The organism is Listeria fleischmannii subsp. fleischmannii LU2006-1, from assembly GCF_000344175.1.
GTDB lineage: Bacteria > Bacillota > Bacilli > Lactobacillales > Listeriaceae > Listeria > Listeria fleischmannii.
In genome coordinates this window covers 1-20,124 of record NZ_ALWW01000013.1, presented here as the reverse complement: position 1 = coordinate 20,124, position 20,124 = coordinate 1, and the positions used below count along the sequence as shown (strand labels likewise).

21 protein-coding genes and 1 pseudogene are annotated in these 20,124 nt (G+C 39.7%); all 22 read right to left on the bottom strand.

Translation table 11 applies throughout. From position 1 onward, the window contains the following. Nucleotides 1–180: 180 nt before the first annotated feature. The gene (gene fabZ / locus LFLEISCH_RS05570; protein ID WP_007474000.1) at nt 181–612 is read right to left on the bottom strand and encodes a 3-hydroxyacyl-ACP dehydratase FabZ; all 432 of its coding nucleotides are present in this window, start codon (nt 610–612) and stop codon (nt 181–183) included. Nucleotides 613–643: 31 nt separating this feature from the next. Continuing rightward, on the bottom strand, nt 644–1,639 hold the full coding sequence (gene mreB, locus LFLEISCH_RS05565; RefSeq protein WP_007473998.1) for a rod shape-determining protein MreB: 996 nt from the start codon (nt 1,637–1,639) through the stop codon (nt 644–646). Nucleotides 1,640–1,768: 129 nt separating this feature from the next. Next, nucleotides 1,769–3,067: a UDP-N-acetylglucosamine 1-carboxyvinyltransferase gene (gene murA, locus LFLEISCH_RS05560; protein ID WP_007473996.1), complete on the bottom strand. Its 1,299-nt coding sequence runs from the start codon at nt 3,065–3,067 to the stop codon at nt 1,769–1,771. 190 nt (nt 3,068–3,257) lie between these two features. Then, nucleotides 3,258–3,491, bottom strand: coding sequence for a DUF1146 family protein (locus LFLEISCH_RS05555; protein ID WP_007473994.1), 234 nt, complete (start codon nt 3,489–3,491; stop codon nt 3,258–3,260). 102 nt (nt 3,492–3,593) lie between these two features. Then, on the bottom strand, nt 3,594–3,995 hold the full coding sequence (locus LFLEISCH_RS05550; RefSeq protein ID WP_007473992.1) for a F0F1 ATP synthase subunit epsilon: 402 nt from the start codon (nt 3,993–3,995) through the stop codon (nt 3,594–3,596). Nucleotides 3,996–4,016: 21 nt separating this feature from the next. Continuing rightward, nucleotides 4,017–5,438 (bottom strand): F0F1 ATP synthase subunit beta, encoded by a 1,422-nt coding sequence (atpD, locus tag LFLEISCH_RS05545; protein ID WP_007473989.1) that lies wholly within the window; start codon nt 5,436–5,438, stop codon nt 4,017–4,019. A gap of 66 nt (nt 5,439–5,504) precedes the next feature. Then, nucleotides 5,505–6,377 carry a F0F1 ATP synthase subunit gamma gene (locus LFLEISCH_RS05540; RefSeq protein WP_007473988.1) on the bottom strand — a complete coding sequence of 291 codons (873 nt, stop codon included), beginning with the start codon at nt 6,375–6,377 and terminating at the stop codon, nt 5,505–5,507. 36 nt (nt 6,378–6,413) lie between these two features. Further along, nucleotides 6,414–7,928 (bottom strand): F0F1 ATP synthase subunit alpha, encoded by a 1,515-nt coding sequence (gene atpA, locus LFLEISCH_RS05535; protein WP_007473986.1) that lies wholly within the window; start codon nt 7,926–7,928, stop codon nt 6,414–6,416. Between the two features lie 27 nt (nt 7,929–7,955). Continuing rightward, entirely contained in the window at nt 7,956–8,495 is a 540-nt protein-coding gene (locus LFLEISCH_RS05530) for a F0F1 ATP synthase subunit delta (protein WP_007473984.1), read from the bottom strand. Continuing rightward, nucleotides 8,492–9,001, bottom strand: coding sequence for a F0F1 ATP synthase subunit B (gene atpF, locus LFLEISCH_RS05525; RefSeq protein ID WP_007473982.1), 510 nt, complete (start codon nt 8,999–9,001; stop codon nt 8,492–8,494). Before atpF ends, LFLEISCH_RS05530 begins: the two co-directional genes overlap by 4 nt. Before the next feature lie 95 nt (nt 9,002–9,096). After that, entirely contained in the window at nt 9,097–9,315 is a 219-nt protein-coding gene (atpE, locus tag LFLEISCH_RS05520; protein WP_003723467.1) for a F0F1 ATP synthase subunit C, read from the bottom strand. Between the two features lie 52 nt (nt 9,316–9,367). Continuing rightward, nucleotides 9,368–10,084 carry a F0F1 ATP synthase subunit A gene (atpB, locus tag LFLEISCH_RS05515; RefSeq protein WP_007473862.1) on the bottom strand — a complete coding sequence of 239 codons (717 nt, stop codon included), beginning with the start codon at nt 10,082–10,084 and terminating at the stop codon, nt 9,368–9,370. Between the two features lie 6 nt (nt 10,085–10,090). Continuing rightward, nucleotides 10,091–10,491 (bottom strand): annotated as a pseudogene (locus tag LFLEISCH_RS05510) (ATP synthase subunit I). A gap of 749 nt (nt 10,492–11,240) precedes the next feature. Then, the gene (gene wecB / locus LFLEISCH_RS05505; protein WP_007473858.1) at nt 11,241–12,380 is read right to left on the bottom strand and encodes a non-hydrolyzing UDP-N-acetylglucosamine 2-epimerase; all 1,140 of its coding nucleotides are present in this window, start codon (nt 12,378–12,380) and stop codon (nt 11,241–11,243) included. A gap of 17 nt (nt 12,381–12,397) precedes the next feature. Beyond that, complete coding sequence (gene upp, locus LFLEISCH_RS05500) at nt 12,398–13,027, bottom strand: uracil phosphoribosyltransferase (RefSeq protein ID WP_007473855.1); 630 nt, start codon at nt 13,025–13,027, stop codon at nt 12,398–12,400. Nucleotides 13,028–13,162: 135 nt separating this feature from the next. After that, the gene (glyA, locus tag LFLEISCH_RS05495) at nt 13,163–14,404 is read right to left on the bottom strand and encodes a serine hydroxymethyltransferase (protein WP_007473852.1); all 1,242 of its coding nucleotides are present in this window, start codon (nt 14,402–14,404) and stop codon (nt 13,163–13,165) included. A gap of 229 nt (nt 14,405–14,633) precedes the next feature. Next, nucleotides 14,634–15,665, bottom strand: coding sequence for an L-threonylcarbamoyladenylate synthase (locus LFLEISCH_RS05490; protein WP_007473850.1), 1,032 nt, complete (start codon nt 15,663–15,665; stop codon nt 14,634–14,636). 305 nt (nt 15,666–15,970) lie between these two features. Beyond that, nucleotides 15,971–16,828, bottom strand: coding sequence for a peptide chain release factor N(5)-glutamine methyltransferase (gene prmC, locus LFLEISCH_RS05485; protein WP_007473848.1), 858 nt, complete (start codon nt 16,826–16,828; stop codon nt 15,971–15,973). Continuing rightward, nucleotides 16,818–17,894, bottom strand: a complete 1,077-nt coding sequence (prfA, locus tag LFLEISCH_RS05480; protein WP_007473846.1) for a peptide chain release factor 1 — start codon at nt 17,892–17,894, stop codon at nt 16,818–16,820. Before prfA ends, prmC begins: the two co-directional genes overlap by 11 nt. Nucleotides 17,895–17,910: 16 nt before the next feature. Beyond that, nucleotides 17,911–18,489, bottom strand: coding sequence for a thymidine kinase (locus LFLEISCH_RS05475; RefSeq protein WP_007473844.1), 579 nt, complete (start codon nt 18,487–18,489; stop codon nt 17,911–17,913). A 104-nt stretch (nt 18,490–18,593) separates the two neighbouring features. Beyond that, nucleotides 18,594–19,460 carry a homoserine kinase gene (gene thrB, locus LFLEISCH_RS05470; protein WP_007473843.1) on the bottom strand — a complete coding sequence of 289 codons (867 nt, stop codon included), beginning with the start codon at nt 19,458–19,460 and terminating at the stop codon, nt 18,594–18,596. Then, the coding region (locus LFLEISCH_RS05465) for a pyridoxal-phosphate dependent enzyme (protein WP_007473841.1) at nt 19,460–20,124 on the bottom strand (665 nt) is incomplete at its 5' end. The genes thrB and LFLEISCH_RS05465, both read right to left, overlap by 1 nt.

The window sequence follows — 20,124 nt, the reverse complement described above, 5'->3', positions numbered from 1 at the left end:
GTTAAAATCATAATTTGTAAATCTAAAAGGTGATAATGCGTTCATTATATCCCCTAAAAACCCATTTTCTCTCATGTGATGCTTTTGAAAAAAGGATTTTCTAGATTTTTTTATTTTTCAATGCTGTGGTATTATTCTAGTAATAAAAAAGCCTAACTTCTAAAGTTAGACTTTCAATACTTATTCAACATCACTAAGCGCAACCATAATTTCAGCTTCACAAACCACTTCATCTTCAACGGTCGCTCTGACATTAGCCTTAGCAATTGCGCCTCTGAGACGCGTAATTTCAGCTTCTAATCTTAACTGATCACCGGGTACTACTTGGCGCTTAAATCGGCATTTATCAATGCCTGCAAACAAGCCGATTTTACCTTTATTCTCGGGGCCTTCAACAATAGCAATCCCACAAGTTTGAGCCAGCGCTTCTACCACTAGGACACCCGGCATAACAGGGTATTCAGGGAAATGTCCGTTAAAGAAAGGTTCATTGGCTGAGACATTTTTAATGGCAACAACTCTTTTGCCTGGTTCACTTTCTATTACCCGATCAACCAATAGAAATGGGTAACGGTGTGGTAGAATCTCTTTTATTTTTTTTATATCAAGCATAGCTATTAACACCTTTCCTACTACTTATTTCTTATAAGAAGCGTCTTTTCTTTTTACCTAGCGACTCTAAAAGAATACCAGTTCCAATGGCTACTACATCAAGTGGATTTTCAGTTATTAATACAGGGACTTTTAATTCCTCAGACATCAAATCTGCCAATCCATGTAGTAAAGAGCCGCCGCCTGTCATAATTATTCCACGATCAATTATATCTGCAGATAATTCAGGAGGTGTTTTCTCAAGCACTTGTTTTGCAGCAAGAATAATGGTTTTGAGCGATTCGTGCAAAGCTTCTTCTACTTCATCACTCGTTACTGTAATCGTTCTAGGCAGCCCACTTACCAAATCTCGACCTCTAATATCCATTGTTTCAGTTCTCGCACCTCTTACAGCTGTTCCAATAGTCATTTTCAACGTTTCCGCGGTTCTTTCACCAATAAGTAAATTATACTTCCGCTTTATGTATTGAAGGATATCATAGTCCCACTGATTTCCAGCTATTTTTACGGATTGACTTGTTACGATGTCACCCATAGATAATACAGCTATATCAGCCGTCCCGCCGCCAATATCAATTACCATGTTACCACTTGGTTCAAAAATTTCCATGCCTGATCCAATTGCGGCTACTTTTGGTTCTTCTTCAAGAAAAACTTGTTTTCCACCACTTTTTTCTGCTACTTCTCTAATTGCTTTTTGCTCTACAGAAGTAATATTCGTCGGGCAACAAATTAGAATCCGAGGTCTTGAGAAGAATGTTTTAAGATTTAATTTTTGTAAAAAGAAACGGAGCATTTCTTGAACAATATCAAAGTCTGCAATCACTCCATCTTTCATTGGTTTAATTGCTGTTATATCTCCTGGCGTACGACCAACCATATTATAGGCTTCCGTACCTACTGCTAAAACTTGTCCTGTTTTATTATTTACGGCTACTACTGCAGGTTCATTTATGACAATCCCTCTACCCTTTACATGAATCAAAACGTTAGCTGTTCCTAAATCAATTCCAACATCTTTAGCCAAATTTATACCCCTTTCTTTGTTGTATCACAGTCACTACTATCACAGTTTGAATTATAGCACAATTTACTAGGACCTGAAATGTTTTTTAACAAAAAAGCCCCGCCATATCGGCGAGGCTCTATCCTACATTTACTTTTCAAAAATGGCTTCTAGCCCTTTTTCATTAATTACTTCATCCGTTACGCGCTCAATTTCAGCGCCCAGGCTACGTAACTTACCGTGGAAGTCGTTATAACCACGATCAAGATATTTCAATTCGGTCACTTGCGTATATCCTTCTGCTACGAGTCCAGCTAAAATAAGCGCTGCTGCTGCACGTAAATCTGTAGCTGCAACTTCAGCTCCTTGAAGATGTGCCGGACCATTAATGATAACAGAATGGCCTTCAATTTTCATTTCAGCATTCATACGACGCATTTCTTCAACATGCATAAAGCGATTTTCAAATACAGTTTCTGTCATCACACTAGTACCTTCACTTAACATTTGAATCACCATCATTTGTGATTGCATATCTGTTGGGAAGCCAGGATGTGGCATTGTTTTAACATCAACTGCTTTTAGTTTTTCAGGCCCTATAACACGGACACCACTTTCTTCTTCAATAATTTGTACGCCCATTTCTTCTAACTTAGCGATAAGTGAACTGATATGTTCAGGGACAGCATCTTCAATAAAGATATCACCTTGTGTAATCGCAGCGGCAATCATAAAGGTTCCAGCCTCAATGCGATCAGGGATAATAGAATGTTCAGTAGCGGTTAACTCCTCTACACCTTCGATACGAATAACTTCGGTTCCAGCTCCTATAACACGTGCACCCATTTGATTTAAAAAGTTAGCTAAGTCAACAATTTCAGGTTCTCTAGCCACATTTTCAATCACTGTAGTTCCTTCAGCTAAAGTAGCAGCCATCATAATATTTTGAGTCGCTCCTACACTTGGAAAATCTAAGTATACCTTAGCTCCTTTTAAGCGATTTGCTGTTGCTTCAATATAGCCATTTTCAATTTTAACTGTAGCCCCCATAGCTTCAAAACCTTTTAAATGTAGGTCTACAGGGCGTGAACCAATTGCACATCCTCCTGGAAGTGCAACTCGTGCACTACCTGTACGCGCCAATAAAGGCCCCATAACAACAATGGATGCTCTCATTTTGCGAACATATTCAAAAGGTGCATCAGATGTAATTTCACCCGTCGCATCAACTGTTACAACATCGCCTTCAAAAGAAACATCTGCTTGTAAGTACTTTAATACCTCATTAATCGTATATACATCCGATAAACTTGGAACATTCTTTAAAACACTTTTACCTTTACTCGCTAGGAGAGTAGCTGCTATAACTGGTAAAACTGCATTTTTAGCGCCTTCAACTTTCACGCTACCAGTTAGCTTCTTTCCTCCGCGTACAATCATCTTTTCCAAAACATATCCCTCCGCGTTAATCAAACTTCAATAACATCTATTTTATTCTAGTAATATTACATTTTAATACACATCTAAATTATTCTACCATCAATTCAGTCTAAATATCAACTTAATTCATTCAAAGAAAGCTAAAAAAATTACATTTTACTCTCTTTCTATTTACTCTTTCGGCTTCATGTAAACATCTTTATATCATTTGAAAAATGCTTTTAAAAGCAGCTAGATATTCTAAGAAAAAACTACTTAATAAATAACCGATTACAATAGCAAGGATAGAAAATAGCAGCCGCGCTTGAATAACTCGATTTTTACGAATGAATTTTTCATAGTGGATAGCTTGCATTGCCCAAAAAACAATGATAATGAATACAATATGCGAGATGATAATTGTCGTTGGTTGCTCCATCACAACATTATACACAGCTTACACACCTTTACTAAATAATCAATACTTATCCATCTTAACAAAATATTGAATAAAAAGACATAAAAAAGGCCCCATAAAAATGGGACCTTCGTAGTTTTAATGTTTTTTCGCGTGAATTCGATTGATGGCTTTTTGCAAAGCAAGTTGAGCCATGATTTCATCCACTTTTTGTTCTTTAGCTTGTTGTAATCGTTCTTCAGCACGCATTTTTGCACGCTCTGCACGATCAATATCAATATCTTGTTCACGTTCGGCGGTATCTGCTAAAATATTAACTTCTTCGCCGTTCACTTCCATAAAGCCGCCATTTACAGCAATCCATTCTTCACCAGATTCTTGCTTTAATCGGACAACATCAATTTTAAGCGGTGCAACAAGCGGTACGTGACCATGTAAGATACCGAGTTCACCGGCCTTTGTTCTGGCAATTACCATATTTGCTTTACCTTCATAAACAGGGCCGTCTGGAGTAACGATACTAACGTTTAGTTCACTCACACGTATCTCCTCCTGTTTTTATTAAACTTCAATTCCTTGTGTTTTAGCTTTTTCCAAAACTTCTTCAATACGCCCTACAGAACGGAACGTATCTTCAGGAATGTGGTCATATTTACCAGCTAAAATATCTTTAAAACCTTTTACGGTTTCTTTTACAGGAACATAGGAACCGGGTTGTCCTGTGAATTGTTCTGCAACATGGAAGTTTTGAGATAAGAAGAATTGAACGCGACGAGCACGTGCCACCGCTTGTTTATCTTCATCTGATAATTCATCCATACCTAGGATCGCGATAATGTCTTGTAGTTCTTTATAACGTTGCAGTAGTTGTTGTACTTGAGTTGCTATTTCGTAGTGCTCTTCACCCACAATTTCAGGAGAAAGCGCACGCGAAGTAGAAGCAAGTGGATCTACCGCTGGATAAATACCTTGTTCAGTCAATTTACGCTCAAGGTTGGTTGTTGCATCTAAATGGGCAAAAGTAGTAGCCGGAGCCGGGTCAGTATAATCATCGGCTGGTACATAGATTGCTTGAATAGAAGTAACAGAACCTACATTTGTAGACGTAATACGTTCTTGAAGTTGCCCCATTTCAGTTGCCAAAGTAGGTTGGTAACCTACGGCAGACGGCATACGTCCTAGTAAGGCAGAAACTTCTGAACCAGCTTGTGTAAAGCGGAAAATATTATCAATAAATAGTAACACGTCTTGATGCTCCACATCACGGAAATATTCAGCAATTGTTAAACCAGTTAAGGCCACACGCATACGCGCACCAGGCGGCTCATTCATTTGGCCGAATACCATCGCTGTTTTTTCAATAACGCCGGAGTCTTTCATTTCAAAGTAAAGGTCATTTCCTTCACGTGTACGTTCCCCAACTCCTGCAAATACAGAAATGCCGCCATGTTCTTGTGCAATATTATGGATAAGCTCTTGAATCAATACTGTTTTACCTACACCGGCCCCACCGAACAGACCGATTTTACCACCTTTTACATATGGTGCTAATAAATCTACTACTTTAATTCCTGTTTCGAGAATTTCTGTTGTAGTTGATAATTGGTCAAATGTAGGGGCTGAATGGTGAATTTTATTACGAACAACGTCATTTGAAATTGGGTCATCTAAATCAATTGTATCTCCCAAAACGTTAAATACACGACCTAATGTGATGTTCCCAACAGGCACCGTAATCGGGCTACCTGTGTCCACTACTTCCATACCTCTTTGAATTCCATCAGTGGATGCCATTGCAATGGTACGAACGACATCATCTCCTAATTGAATAGCAACTTCTAAGGTAAGATGATTTGTAGTTTGTTCTTTTGACTGAGTTTGATATTCCACTGTAAGGGCATTATAGATTTCAGGCAGGTTTCCGCCGTCAAATTTAACATCTACAACTGGACCCATTACTTGGATTACTCGTCCTTTCGTCATGCGATTTTTCCTCCTTACTTACCTTCCCAAATGGGTTTCGCAGGTTAAGTCGTTTCAAATAGCTTTCTATTCGAGCGCGGCTGCACCACCAACGATTTCGGTAATTTCTTGTGTGATCGCAGCTTGGCGAGCACGATTATATTGAAGTGACAAGTCACCGATTAAATCTTGTGCATTATCAGTCGCGCTTCTCATTGCGGTCATTCTTGCAGCGTGTTCAGCTGCTTTGGCATCAAGTAGCGCCCCGAAGATTAAACTTTCTACATACTGAGGTAGTAGAACTTCTAGAATTTCTTGCTCTGAAGGCTCAAATTCATAGACAGTTAAATCTTTTTCGGCTTCTGCGTTTGCATCCTTGAACTGCGTAAGCGGCAATAACTGCTCACGACGAAGTTCGCTTGAAATAGAGTTAATGTGGTGGTTGTAGTAAATAAATACTTCATCATACACACCGTCTTCAAACATTTGAACTGCGTTGCTTGCAATATCTTTAATTTCAGCGAACGCTGGATGATCTGAAATCCCTTGCACTTCAAGCACTATGTTCATCTGACGTGTTTTAAAGAAGTCCCGCGCATTACGACCAATAGCAATAATGGCATATTCTTCACTAGACTGATGTTTGGTCGAAATTTCTTGAAATACTTCTTTAATAACAGAACTGTTGTATGAACCAGCTAGTCCTGTATCTGAAGTAATGACGATATAACCTGTTCGTTTTACAGGTCTTGAAACAAGCATTGGATGGTCGGAACTATTTCCTGTTGCAGCAATGTGTGTGACAACATCATGAATTTTAGAAACATATGGCGCATAGGCGCGCGCATTCGATTCAGCTTTTCCAAGTTTAGAGGCCGATACCATCTGCATTGCTTTTGTAATTTGACTTGTTTTTTTCGTTGAAGTAATTCGTTGTTTTATATCAATTAAAGATGCCAAAGATTTTCACCACCTTTTATATTCCAATTTGAAAAATTATTTTTCTTCACTTGGAACAAAAGTATTTTTAAATTCATTTAGTGCGCTATTTAGTTTTTCCTCATCTGGAAGAGATTTAGTTGTGCGAATCTCTTCAAGTAATTCAGAACGATTATGGTCAAACCATGTATTCATTTCGGACTCAAAACGAAGAACGTCATGAACTGGGACATCGTCTAGATAGTTATGCACCAATGCGTATAAAATTAAAACTTGCTTTTCTACTTTTAAAGGTTTGTGTAAATCTTGTTTCAACACTTCAACCGTACGTTTACCACGTTCTAATTTAGAGCGTGTCGCTGCATCTAGATCTGAACCGAATTGTGAGAAGGATTCTAACTCACGATAAGCCGCTAAGTCAAGACGAAGCGTCCCTGCTACTTTTTTCATAGCTTTAATTTGTGCTGACCCACCAACACGAGATACTGAAAGTCCGGCATTAATCGCTGGTCTTACACCCGAGAAAAATAAGTCAGATTGCAAGAAGATTTGTCCGTCTGTAATGGAAATAACGTTAGTTGGGATATATGCAGAAATATCGCCCGCTTGTGTTTCAACAAATGGAAGGGCAGTAATAGATCCACCACCAAGTGCATCGCTCAGTTTAGCTGCACGTTCTAATAAACGAGAGTGCAAGTAGAAAACATCCCCTGGATAAGCTTCACGACCTGGAGGACGACGAAGTAGCAAGGAAAGTTCACGGTAAGCTGCCGCTTGTTTGGATAAATCATCGTATACGATTAACACATGTTTACCGTTATACATGAATTCCTCACCCATTGCTACACCAGCATATGGAGCTAGGTAGAGTAAAGGCGCCGGTTGTGATGCAGCTGCAGTTACAACGATTGTGTAGTCGAGCGCACCATGTTTACGTAAAGTTTCAACAGCCGTACGAACTGTGGATTCTTTTTGACCGATGGCAACGTAGATACAAATCATATCTTGGTCTGCTTGATTTAAAATCGTATCAATAGCAACAGATGTTTTACCAGTTTGGCGGTCACCAATAATAAGTTCACGTTGTCCACGACCGATTGGCACAAGAGCATCAATCGCTTTAATACCAGTTTGAAGTGGTTCCGAAACTGATTGACGTTGCATAACGCCTGGTGCAACTGCTTCAATCGGGCGAGTACCAGTCGTTTCAATTGGACCTAAGCCATCAACTGGTTGTCCTAGCGAGTCAACAACACGCCCAATAAGCGCGTCTCCAACTGGGACTTCCATAATTTTACCTGTACGACGAACTTCATCGCCTTCACGAATTTCCGTGTAAGGGCCTAAAATGATGATACCAACATCATTTGTTTCTAAGTTTTGGGCCATACCCATTACACCATTTGAGAATTCTAATAATTCTCCGGCCATTGCATTATCAAGTCCATGAGCACGTGCGATACCATCACCGATATAAGTAACTGTTCCTACTTCACTTACTTTCAATTCGCTTTGATAGTTCTCGATTTGCTGCTTAATAATGGAGCTGATTTCTTCAGCCTTAATGCTCATCAATTTCACCCCTCGTAAAAACGGGAACTAGGCTTTTATTTGCCGTTCCATGTCCTTTAATTTCATTTTTAGACTATCATCATAAATACGGGTTCCGATAACCACTCGGATGCCGCCTAGTAAGGATTTATCCACGTGATTTCGAATATGAAGTTTTTTCTTATTTAATTTTTTGGCAAATGCCTCTGAAAGAGATGCTTTTTCTTCAGTTGAAAGCGGGATAACAGAGTAAACATCAGCTTCTGCTATACCTTCAAGCTCGTTTACACGTGCCGCATACACATCAGAGATAACCATTAAATAATCTTCACGACCGCGATCAATTAATAGAAAGATAAAATCTCGAAGCGTTTCGTTTAAATCTTTAAAAACAGCGCTGGCAAGACTTTTCTTTTGCTCAGTCGTAAGTGTTGGATTTTCAAGTAGTTTTACAAATTCTGGATTCTCAGTCAAAGCGGTTTTCACAGAGGAAAGTTCGTCTTTAAATTCCGAAACAAGATTTTTTTCTTCAGCTACTTGAAAAATTGCTGTGGCGTATCGACTTGCAACTTCCAAATCCTTACTCATTTATCATCGCCTAGCCTTTCGATATAATCTTGGATTAAATCGTTTTGTGCTTTTTCATCCAGATTTTTCTCGATAACTTTCGATGCAATCAGTACGGATAAGGAACCGACTTGTTCGCGAAGTGCAGATATAGCATCTTCTTTTTCGCGGACGATTTCGGTTTTCGCTTCCTCTTTCAGTCTGTCTGATTCGAGGCGCGCCGCTTTAATGATTTCTTCACGTTCTTTTTCACCAAGCTGTTTAGCATTTTCAATCATTGTTTGCGACTCAATACGTGCTTGTTTTAGTACTTCGCGTTGCTCTGCGAGAAGATTTTCCGCTTGAGCACGGCTTTCTTCAGCAGAATCTATTTCTGAAGCAATATGCTCTTCCCGCTCTTTCATTACATTCATTAGTGGTTTCCATGCAAAAATTCGAATGAGAACCAGTAAAAGTGCGAATGTAAATAGCGTAAAGAAACTATCGCCAACTGTAAAGCTACCAATAACTAATTGTGGTTGTAACACGTCTGTTTCACTCCTTTCCAAACATTCGCTAAAACCTCGCGTTTTGTTTACTCAAAGAAACGGGGTAAAATTCCCCGACTTTCTTTAATGACTGATTATTTATTCAGTACCATAAACGCAATTACGACAGCGATGATAGGAAGGGCCTCAACTAAACCGATACCGATAAACATAATTGTTTGTAGCATAGAACGAGCTTCTGGTTGACGAGCAACCCCCTCGACTGTTTTAGAAACAATAAGACCATTACCAATACCTGCACCCAGTGCACCTAAACCTACTGCGATTGCAGCTGCAATAACACCTAAAGACATAATTAATATCCTCCTCAAATTCTTGTTTTAATTTTTAATTTATACTAATTGCTTAATGTTCATCACTAACTTTGTGTGACATATAAACCATTGTTAACATTGTGAAAATATAGGCTTGGATTGCACCAATAAATACTGAGAATCCTTGCCATGCAAGTGCCGGAATAATTGCAAGAACTCCGGTAAATACATTAATATGTGCAAGCTGTGTTGCAATAATGGTAAGCAAAACTTCACCAGCAAATATATTACCGTAAAGCCGCAATCCAAGTGTTAATGTATTTGCAAATTCTTCCACTAATTTTAATGGAAATAGGAATTTCATTGGGCTAAAGTATGTGCCCACAAAATAATGTTTGAATCCTCGCATCTTAACACCATAGTAATGGGTTAATGCTAACACCATAATAGCAAGTGTTAAAGTGACAATTGGATCAGCTGTGGGTGAACGCCACCATACTTCATCGTGAACAGCAACGGAAGTTATAACCCCAAGCATATTCGCTACGAAAATAAACATTATTAGTGTTATACCTAACACATGAAATCTTCCACCAGTTTTCCAGTCCATATTACTATTAATAATACCACGTACAAAATCCATTACCCATTCAATGAAATTTTGTTTCCCTGTAGGACGGCGTTTTAAGTTTCGTGTACAGAGGATAGCAATAGCTAAAACGATGATACAAGTAATAGATATCATTAGAATATTAGATAAATTGAAATCTAATCCTAAGAAACGGACCACGGGAAAGTTTTCTTCCAATTTGGTTCACCCCTCTCTTTTTGTTAACTTTTTTTTCTCCGATATAAGGAATAAAGTATGAAGTCTAAAAAGATGACTGCATAGGCAATACCTAGACCAATTATCACGCTATAGATGTGAAAGTATTCTGGGATTTGCGTTGCGATAATTGTCGCAAGTACCATGCTACCCATTCTAGCTGTGGTTCCCATACCGTAAAAGCTTCTATTTTCAGCAAGTGCCTTAGTCATTGCCTGTGTTCGTCTCATAAGCAGCCAGTAATTAAACCAACCCACGATGAGTCCCAGTTTTAGCCCTAAAAAAATATGTACATATGGCGTGAGAAACCATCCAATGAGGCAAAGGGCAATGAAAGTGACAAGATACTTCTGATGACGATGGTACATTCCTATTAGCGATTCTAGCATTAAGGTTGCAGTCCTTTCTGTTTCAGTAACAGTTTCCTAAAGTAGCCAATTACTCGGAGCATGTTGCAAAAAAAGTTTGTGAAAACTAACACATTTCACAACTATTTCTCTTCCCCACATGACACATGAAAGCCTTATCAGAGTGTCAGTTTTAAGAATACAACAGTAAAAAGGGAAAAGTCAATATACTTTCACAAATTCATCCTAGTCTTACTAGATAATAGTACCATAATCTAGCTGTGGCATAAAATATTTGACTGCATTTTAATTAAAAAAATCCTTTATAGGAAATCTACCAAAAATAAACACCTCCGATTCATTGAAAAGAACGGCATAACATCTTGATTTACATCGTGCTTTTTTTCCACAAACGATATTAAAATAAAAAAAAGCTTTCACCTATGGGCAAAAGACTTCTTATTTTGCAGACAATGCAAACCAAAAGTTCTTTCCCAATAAAAGAACGGAAAAAACAGGCATTCATTATCCTAATCATAACGCCCAAGCATTCTCTAAATTCTGTCAGCACTAGTGCCGGCGGGATTAGTATGAATGCCTTACAGCGTTCTATCCCTAGTTAAATGAAAAGCTAGTTTTTTGGGCTCTTTACTTTATAACATTGACCATCTTATCACATGTTTAACAAAACCTCTAGTTAAATTCACGCATGTAATATATCTGTAACATTAATGCGTTTTCATTTGCTTTTTTTCAAAAAAAAGCGACTATTCAACATAGTCGCTAGGATATTACACTTCGAAATCTGTTGGACGTGATGTTCCATTAAAATGATAGGAAATCGCCTCTAAAATACGTCTAGATGCTTCTCCATCACCATAAGGGTTTGCTGCTTGGCTCATTTTATCGTGCTCTGATTTAGAATCTAGTAAAATAAGCGCTTCTTTAATCAATGACTCCTTGGCAGTGCCGATTAATTTGAGCGTTCCTGCTTCAACTCCCTCAGGGCGTTCAGTTGTGTCGCGTAGTACTAGGACCGGGACGCCCATGCCAGGCGCTTCTTCTTGTACGCCACCTGAATCAGTGAAAACAAGATACGCTTTCTTTAAGAAGTTGTGGAAATCAATTGCGTCAAGCGGCTCAATTAGATGAATGCGGTCATGACCGCCTAAAATGGACATCGCTTTTTCACGCACAGCTGGATTTTTGTGCATTGGATATACAAGTTCTACGTCTTCGCGTTCTTCGACAATTTGGCGTACACCTTCAAACATCCCTTGCATTGGGGCGCCTAAATTTTCGCGGCGGTGCGCGGTCATAAGAATCAGACGATTGTCGCCTAAATTATCAAGGATAGGATGACTGTAGTTATCTTGAACAGTCGTTTTCAGAGCATCAATTGCGGTATTCCCTGTTACAAAAATCGTTTCTTCTACTTTATTTTCGCGTAAAAGGTTCTCTTTTGATGTTTCTGTTGGGGAAAAATGTAAATCTGCCATTACGCCGGTTAGTTGGCGATTCATCTCTTCAGGGAATGGTGAATATTTATTCCATGTTCTAAGTCCTGCTTCCACATGGCCGATAGCAGTTTGTTCATAAAAAGCGGCTAGAGCTGCTGCGAAACTTGTGGTTGTGTCTCCGTGCACGAGAACGATATCTGGTTTATGTTCACGAATCACTTCAACTAGTCCAGATAAAACACGTGATGTGATATCGCTAAGTGTTTGACCGGCTTGCATAATATTTAAATCTACATCTGGTTTTACTTTGAAAATTTCAAGCACTTGGTCTAGCATTTCTCGGTGTTGCGCTGTAATTACAACTGTTGATTCAAACTTCTCTGGCTCATTTTCTAAAGCTAAAACGAGCGGCGCCATTTTAATCGCTTCTGGTCGTGTTCCAAAAACACTCATGACTTTAATTTTTTTCATCATAAAAACTCCTTAAGTTATTTGGTTCCGAATAAGCGATCTCCCGCATCGCCGAGTCCTGGAACAATGTAGCCTTGTTCGTTTAATTTTTCATCCAGTCCTGCAATATAAATTTCAACATCAGGATGTGCTTTTTGTAATGCTTCTACGCCTTCTGGTGCAGCAACCAAACACATAAATTTCATATTTTTAGCTCCACGTTTTTTAAGCGCATCTATTGCCATAATCGCTGATCCGCCCGTTGCAAGCATTGGATCAACCACAATGAAAAGTCGTTCTTCTACATCTGAAGGAAGTTTAACAAAATATTCCACTGGTTCAAGCGTATCATGATCACGATACAAACCCACATGCCCTACTTTTGCGGCTGGAATAAGTTTTAAAATCCCGTCTTGAAGCCCTAAACCAGCTCGTAAAATCGGCACAACACCCAATTTTTTCCCAGCAAGTGATTTTGCTTTCGTCACTTGAATTGGCGTTTCCACTTCCACTTCTTCCAGTTCCATATCGCGCGTAATTTCATATGCCATTAAAGTTGCTACTTCGTCCACAAGTTCACGGAACGCTTTTGTTCCCGTGTCTTTATCTCGAATAATCGTTAATTTATGTTGGATAAGTGGATGATTTAATACATGTACTTCCGCCATTTTCTTCTCTCTCCTTTAAATTCAAAAATTTCCTCTCCATTATTGTATCAGAACATCGCTCGAGTGCAATACAAAAAACGTTTCTTTTACGCAAAAAAAGAAGCAGACCGCTAAAAGTCCACTTCCTCTTTTGGTTTAAAGCTCAGGATATAATGGGTACTTGCTTGTTAATTCACTTACCGCAGTCCCGACCTCAGACAGGACTTTTTCGTCCTCTAAGTTATGCAACACCTTCGCAATGAGTTCACCAACAATTTGCGTTGCGGCCTCGTCAAAGCCTCGTGTCGTAATCGCTGCCGTACCAACTCGAATCCCACTTGTGACAAACGGACTTTCCGTTTCAAATGGAATAGAATTTTTATTTACTGTAATCCCCACACTATCAAGCGCTTCTTCAGCTGCCTTACCAGTAATACTTAAATGATTTAAATCAATTAACAATAAATGGTTGTCCGTTCCACCAGTTAAAACTTGAACGCCATTTTCTTCTAGCGTTTTAGCAAGTTGCTTAGAATTTTTAATAATTTGTGCGGCATAGTTTTTAAATTCTGGTTGGAGCGCTTCGCCAAATGCTACAGCTTTACCAGCAATAACATGCATCAGCGGGCCGCCTTGAATACCCGGGAAGATAGCTTTGTTAATTTTTGTTTCCCATTCTGCTTTCGCTAAAATAAGTCCCCCACGCGGGCCACGCAGCGTTTTATGTGTGGTTGTTGTAACAAAATCTGCATACTCAACCGGATTTTGATGGAGACCTGCCGCCACTAAACCAGCAATGTGCGCCATATCAACCATTAAGTAAGCCCCTACTTCATCTGCAATTTCTCGAAATTTCGCAAAATCAATGGCACGCGGATAAGCACTCGCTCCCGCTACAATTAATTTAGGCTTGTGCGCTAGCGCCGTTTCTCTTACAATATCGTAATCAATTTGCTTTGTTTCTTTACTCACGCCATATTCTACAAAGTTATATAGTAAACCACTGAAATTAACTGGACTACCATGCGTCAAATGTCCCCCATGCGCTAAATTCATGCCTAAAACTGTATCCCCTGGTTTTAGAACTGCTTGATATACCGCCATATTTGCTTGTGCGCCGGAATGCGGTTGTACATTGGCATATTCTGCCCCAAATAATTGTTTTGCGCGGTCTCTTGCTAAATCTTCTACAATATCCACATACTCACAGCCGCCATAATAGCGTTTGCGCGGATAACCTTCTGCATATTTGTTGGTTAAAACCGACCCCATAGCTTCCATTACTTGCTCACTAACAAAATTTTCAGACGCGATTAATTCAATGTTATTTCTTTGTCTTCCAAGTTCCAAACGAATTGCATCAAACACTTCCTTGTCTTGCTTTTGTAAATAAACCAATACGAGGACCCCCATCCATTTTTTGTTATAGTGTGAATTTTTGTATTATCCCTAATATTACTTAAATCTGGATGAAAATCAAGTCTTTTTTGCGATTTTTTAGTAAATTTTGAAAGTGAAGGCTTTCACTAGAAAAAATCGCTTAGAAATCTTGTTTCCACAATTAAAAAAGCCTGCGGAATTAATCCCCCATCAGGCTTACTTTCGTTTGATTTACCAACTCGGTTCATTAGTCACCGATTAAATATTTATTTCCCGCCGCCTTTTCCAAACGATTCATAATAGCTTCCCCGATACCACTTCTGTCAAAAGGTTCCGCGAAGATAAGGGTGACGTCGGTGTGGTCGAATAAGCGTAGCCCGTCATATAAGCGTCTCGCTATATCCTCCATTTTTTGCGTGCTGCCAATTTTAATAGTGTTGACTGCTGCCTGTATTTCGCTAGCAAGCTCGTCTGAAATGAGTAAACCGACACTTTCACCTTTTTGTTCTGCCTGCTCGATTTGTTCTTCCCAAAAAGCCACATCGCCCTTTACAAGATAGACAGGGGCTTCTGGTGCGTAGTGTGTATATTTCATTCCTGGAGCTTTTGGCGCCTCTTCTTTTGCGATGACATTTTTAGCCGATTTCACTGGACCGATTACTTCCTCAATTTGCTCGGTTGATACGCCACCAGGCCGCAAAATGGTCGGCATTTCGCCCGCAAAATCAACTACAGTAGATTCTAAACCGACTCCTGTACTACCACCATCAATAATCGCCGAAATTTTCCCTGTTAAATCTTCTTCAACATGTCTAGCTGTAGTTGGACTAGGTCTCCCAGAACGGTTGGCACTTGGGGCTGCGATTGGAAGGTCCGTTATACGTAGCAATTCTAAGCCAACTGGGTGAACGGGCATACGAACACCTACAGTATCTAACCCTGCTGTTGCATTTTTAGCAATGGTTCCTTTTTTCATTGGCAAAATAAGCGTTAGTGGTCCCGGCCAAAATTCATCAATAAGCTTTTGTGCTTTTTCCGGAATTCGTTCGATAAACTCATCCATTTGACTAGCGCTTGCAATATGGACAATGAGCGGATTATCAGCCGGACGTCCTTTCGCTTCAAAAATTTTCTGAACAGCTTTTTCGTTCGTGGCGTCTGCTCCAAGCCCGTAAACTGTTTCTGTTGGAAATGCGACAGTCTCACCCTGTCTTAAAAGTTCCGCCGCTTCCATATATATATGTGTGCCCTGATCAATACTCCACAGTTTTGTCTCCATCTTTTTAAAAAACTCCTTTTTTCGGCTTCTCCTCTTTATTTTAACCGTTTTAGCAATTAATTTCATCTGTCTTTCTAAAAATAACTTAAACAATTTTAAGTGGGACATCTAATATCAAGTTATCCACATTCTGTGGATAATAAATTTGTCAATGGGGATAAGTTTTTGTGAAACTGTGGATAATGTTGATAAACGTGTTGATAAGTGGATTTTATTTATTAAGATTTGATTAAAAATATTTTTTTGCACAATTTCTTATCCACAGTTTTTTTCAAAACAAAAAGCATTTCTTCTTAGAAACGCTTTTATATCAACATATTTGTACACGTAATCATTCTATCTTTCTTGTTCATATCTTTGTGGATAACTACTTCTGCTTGTGGAAAACTTTTTTGAAATAATTTCTGTACAGCTTCACCTTGTGCATAACCTATCTCAAGACCAATCCAAAACGTTTTATTCACTAGATGAGGTAAATCAATCGCCAGTCGCTCATAAATTGCTAAACCGTCATTTTCGGCAAATAGCGCTAAATCAGGCTCATTTTTTAAAACATAATCTGACATTTCGGCTCGTTCAGCTTCGGCAATATACGGTGGATTAGCTAAAATCATATCAAAAGTTCGTTTTTCCTCAAGAAAAAGCGTAACTAAATCCGTCTCAACATATTCAATGCTGGCATCTAAAATTTCGCTGTTCTTTTTCGCGGTGAAAAGGGCGTCTTTTGAAATATCTGATGCTGTAACAGAAAGGCTAGGAAAACGTTTTTTTAACGCTATCGCTATCGCGCCGCTTCCTGTACAAATATCTAGAACTTTTTCTACCTTTTCTTTTTGCGCTACCTGTTCAGCTAATTGTACTAGTTCCTCTGTTTCTGGGCGCGGGATTAAAACGCTTTGGTCTACGTAAAATTCGAGACCATAAAACGAGGCGCTATTTAAAATATACTGAACGGGTTCGCCGTTTAAATAGCGTTTAAAGTCCTTTTGGAACTGTTCTTCGGCTTCATCCGAAAGCTCGTCAAAATAGTGCGTCCATAGTTCTGATCTTGTGTATTCTAGGCGCGTTTCTAGTAAAATTTCAGCGGCATTTAAATCTAAATGCCGCTCGCTTAAAACTTGGTTTGCTTTTTTTAACAAAGAGGAGATTGTATTATTCGGCATCGTTTAAATGCTCCAATTTACTCGTCTGATCTTCCAAAATAAGCGCATCGATAATCTCATCCAATTTTCCTTCCATGATTTGGTCAAGTTTTTGAATCGTTAGACCAATGCGATGATCTGTAACCCGATTTTGCGGATAATTATATGTTCGAATTCGCTCTGAGCGGTCACCTGTTCCGACAGCAGATTTACGTGTCGCATCGTATTCTTCGCGCGCCTCACTTTCAAATTTATCATACACACGCGCGCGCAAAACTTTCATCGCTTTTTCTTTATTTTTAATTTGCGAACGTTCATCTTGCATGGAAACTACAATCCCAGTTGGAATATGCGTCAGGCGGACAGCGGACATGGTTGTATTGACACTTTGTCCTCCAGCTCCCGTTGATGCAAAAGTATCTGTACGAATATCTTTGTCTTGAATATCAATTTCAACATCTTCTGCTTCTGGTAAAATAGCAACGGTTGCAGTCGATGTATGAATACGCCCACCGGATTCGGTTTCGGGAACACGCTGTACACGGTGCGCGCCATTTTCGTACTTCAAGCGCGAGAAAGCCCCGTCTCCTGTAATCATGGCGATGACTTCTTTATATCCACCGATACCAGTCGGATTTGCATCCATAATTTCTACTTTATAACCATGTGTTTCAGCATAACGGCTGTACATGCGGAATAAATCCCCCGCAAATAAAGCAGCCTCGTCCCCACCAGCTGCACCGCGAATTTCCATAATAACATTCTTATCATCATTTGGATCTTTTGGTACAAGTAAAAGTTTCATCCGTTCTTCTAATTCTATCTTTTCATCTTGTAAGCCAGACAGTTCTTCTTTCGCCATTTCACGCATATCATCATCAAGCTTTTCCGAAAGTAGCTCTTTTGTTTCAGCGATTTGACTCGTCACTTCTTTATAGTGACGGTACGTTTCGACAGTTTCAGCAATTCCGGATTGTTCTTTCGATAAATCTCGTAAGCGTTTTGGATCAGAAACTACATCTGGATCACTTAGAAGTTCATTCAGTTCATCGTAGCGATTTTCTACCGCTTGTAATCGGTCATACATATTTTAAGCACCTCTCTTAGTCTGCAATTGGGGGATGAGCATGACATTTCCGACAAACCGGATAATACTGATCATTTCCACCAATTAAAATTTGTTCTCCTGTATAAACAGGCTTTCCTTGATCATCTACACGTAAAACCATTGTCGCTTTTTTAGCGCAAAACCAACAAATCGTTTTCATTTCTTCAATTTTATCCGCATAGAGGAGTAAATATTTTGATCCTTCGAAAAGCTCATTTTGAAAATCATTTTTTAAACCATATGCAATTACTGGAATGCCAAGTTCATCCACAATATTCGCCAGCTCAAAAACATGATGTTTTTCTAAAAATTGGGATTCATCTAAAAGCACGCAAAATGGTCGCGGATGCCTATTTTTTACTTCTTCAAAAATATTCGTTTCCGAGAAAACCGGAGTAGCATCCCGTTTTAAACCAATCCGACTGGAAATCACGCCAACTTTATCACGGTCATCAATACCTGATGTGAAAATCACGACTGGTTTATTTTGTTCTTCGTAATTATGGGCTACTTTTAGAATTTCAATCGTTTTACCGCTATTCATCGCCCCGTATCTAAAAAATAACTGCGCCATCAACTTTGCCCCTTTTCATAAACTCTTTTCCTATTCTACCACAGCCGAGCGAAAATTGGGACTGGAACAAAAAAATTGAGCACCGAAGCACTCAATTTTAAATATCACTCATATAAAAGCGATCCGCTTCCTTCCACTTCAAGCGCAAGCACATTTGCCTCCGTATCAAAATCTTCTAATTTACGCATAAGATTCAGCTTCTTATCCTGCGGGGCAAAAATCAACACAGTAGGACCCGCGCCGCTCAAACACGTCGCATAAGCCCCTTCCCCTCGCGCCATTTCACGAATTTGCGCAAGGTGCGGAACAAGCTCTGCCCGATATTTTTCATGCCATAAATCACGCTCCATCATTTCTCCAGCAAGCTTCATATCATTTTGAAGCACAGCCGCAATCATGACATTTGAAATCGCACTCGCCGACACCGCCTCTTTATACGGAAGTTCTGAAGGCAAAACATTACGACTATGACTGGTTAAAAGCTCCGTCTTAGGAATAAACGCTAAAATCGCGCAATTTGGAAAGAGGTGACGCACATAAAAATCAGCATCCTCTAGTTTTGCGCCGACTACTAAGTTACCTAGAACGGCTGGCGCCACATTATCAGGGTGCCCCTCCATCTGAGCCGCGATTTCAACTTTCCGTTCCTTCGTCAAACCGAGTTTTCCTAAAAAATTCGCCAGTTCAATTCCCGCCACAACAGCAGCAGAGCTACTCCCCAAACCGCGTGCTGGTGGGATGTCACAAGTCATTTTAAGCGTATGCGGCGTTAAGTCACTCGCAAGCGAAAGCGCAGTCGTGATAATCACATTCGTTTCGTCATGTGGAATGCCGGCCCCCAAATCATGTTCAATTTCCCATTTCGAACTGACTTCACCGATTTCGAGCGTCAAATAGAGCGTCAGTGCAAGGCCGCATGAATCAAATCCAGGGCCTAAGTTGGCGGTCGTTGCCGGGACACGGATACGCATTAGGCGTTCACTCCATTTTGAAGGTGAGTCCGCATTTCATCAACATTTTCAGCATGGATAATGTTAAAATCATGGACGCTCATCGCCGTGTCAGGATCTTTAAGACCGTTACCTGTAAATACACAAACTACGGTTTGACCCGGCTTGATTTTACCATTTTTAACATGCTGAATAACACCTGCAAGCGAGGCAGCTGAACCAGGTTCAATAAACACCCCGTCTTGTCTTGCCACTTTTTTATAGGCATTTACAATTTCATCATCCGTTACGGAATCAATATAGCCGTTAGATTCATCACGCGCCGCCTCTGCTAAGCTCCAACTCGCTGGGTTCCCAATCCGAATCGCCGTAGCAATGGTTTCAGGATTGGCAATAGGCTCGCCTTTTACAATTGCGGCTGCACCTTCTGCTTCAAAGCCGTGCATCGCTGGACGTCCAGAAGAAAATTTGGCATCCCATTCTTTAAACCCTTTCCAGTAAGCCGAAATATTTCCGGCATTTCCAACTGGGATAGCTAATACATCCGGCGCTTTTCCAAGCTGTTCGCAAATTTCAAACGCAGCAGTTTTTTGCCCTTCTAGGCGATAAGGGTTGACTGAATTGACGAGAGTCACGGCTTCTGTTTCTGCTAATTTTTCTAACCGAAATCGAASSRCYTCATCAA

Coding starts and splice junctions, on each gene's coding strand:
- atpA (WP_007473986.1), bottom strand. CDS start 7,928: ATGAGCATTAAGGCTGAAGAAATCAGCTCCATTATTAAGCAGCAAATC.
- wecB (WP_007473858.1), bottom strand. CDS start 12,380: ATGAAAAAAATTAAAGTCATGAGTGTTTTTGGAACACGACCAGAAGCG.
- LFLEISCH_RS05490 (WP_007473850.1), bottom strand. CDS start 15,665: ATGGAGACAAAACTGTGGAGTATTGATCAGGGCACACATATATATATG.
- atpD (WP_007473989.1), bottom strand. CDS start 5,438: ATGACGAAAGGACGAGTAATCCAAGTAATGGGTCCAGTTGTAGATGTT.
- fabZ (WP_007474000.1), bottom strand. CDS start 612: ATGCTTGATATAAAAAAAATAAAAGAGATTCTACCACACCGTTACCCA.
- upp (WP_007473855.1), bottom strand. CDS start 13,027: ATGGCGGAAGTACATGTATTAAATCATCCACTTATCCAACATAAATTA.
- atpE (WP_003723467.1), bottom strand. CDS start 9,315: ATGTCTTTAGGTGTTATTGCAGCTGCAATCGCAGTAGGTTTAGGTGCA.
- prmC (WP_007473848.1), bottom strand. CDS start 16,828: ATGCCGAATAATACAATCTCCTCTTTGTTAAAAAAAGCAAACCAAGTT.
- LFLEISCH_RS05530 (WP_007473984.1), bottom strand. CDS start 8,495: ATGAGTAAGGATTTGGAAGTTGCAAGTCGATACGCCACAGCAATTTTT.
- prfA (WP_007473846.1), bottom strand. CDS start 17,894: ATGTATGACCGATTACAAGCGGTAGAAAATCGCTACGATGAACTGAAT.
- thrB (WP_007473843.1), bottom strand. CDS start 19,460: ATGCGTATCCGTGTCCCGGCAACGACCGCCAACTTAGGCCCTGGATTT.
- LFLEISCH_RS05475 (WP_007473844.1), bottom strand. CDS start 18,489: ATGGCGCAGTTATTTTTTAGATACGGGGCGATGAATAGCGGTAAAACG.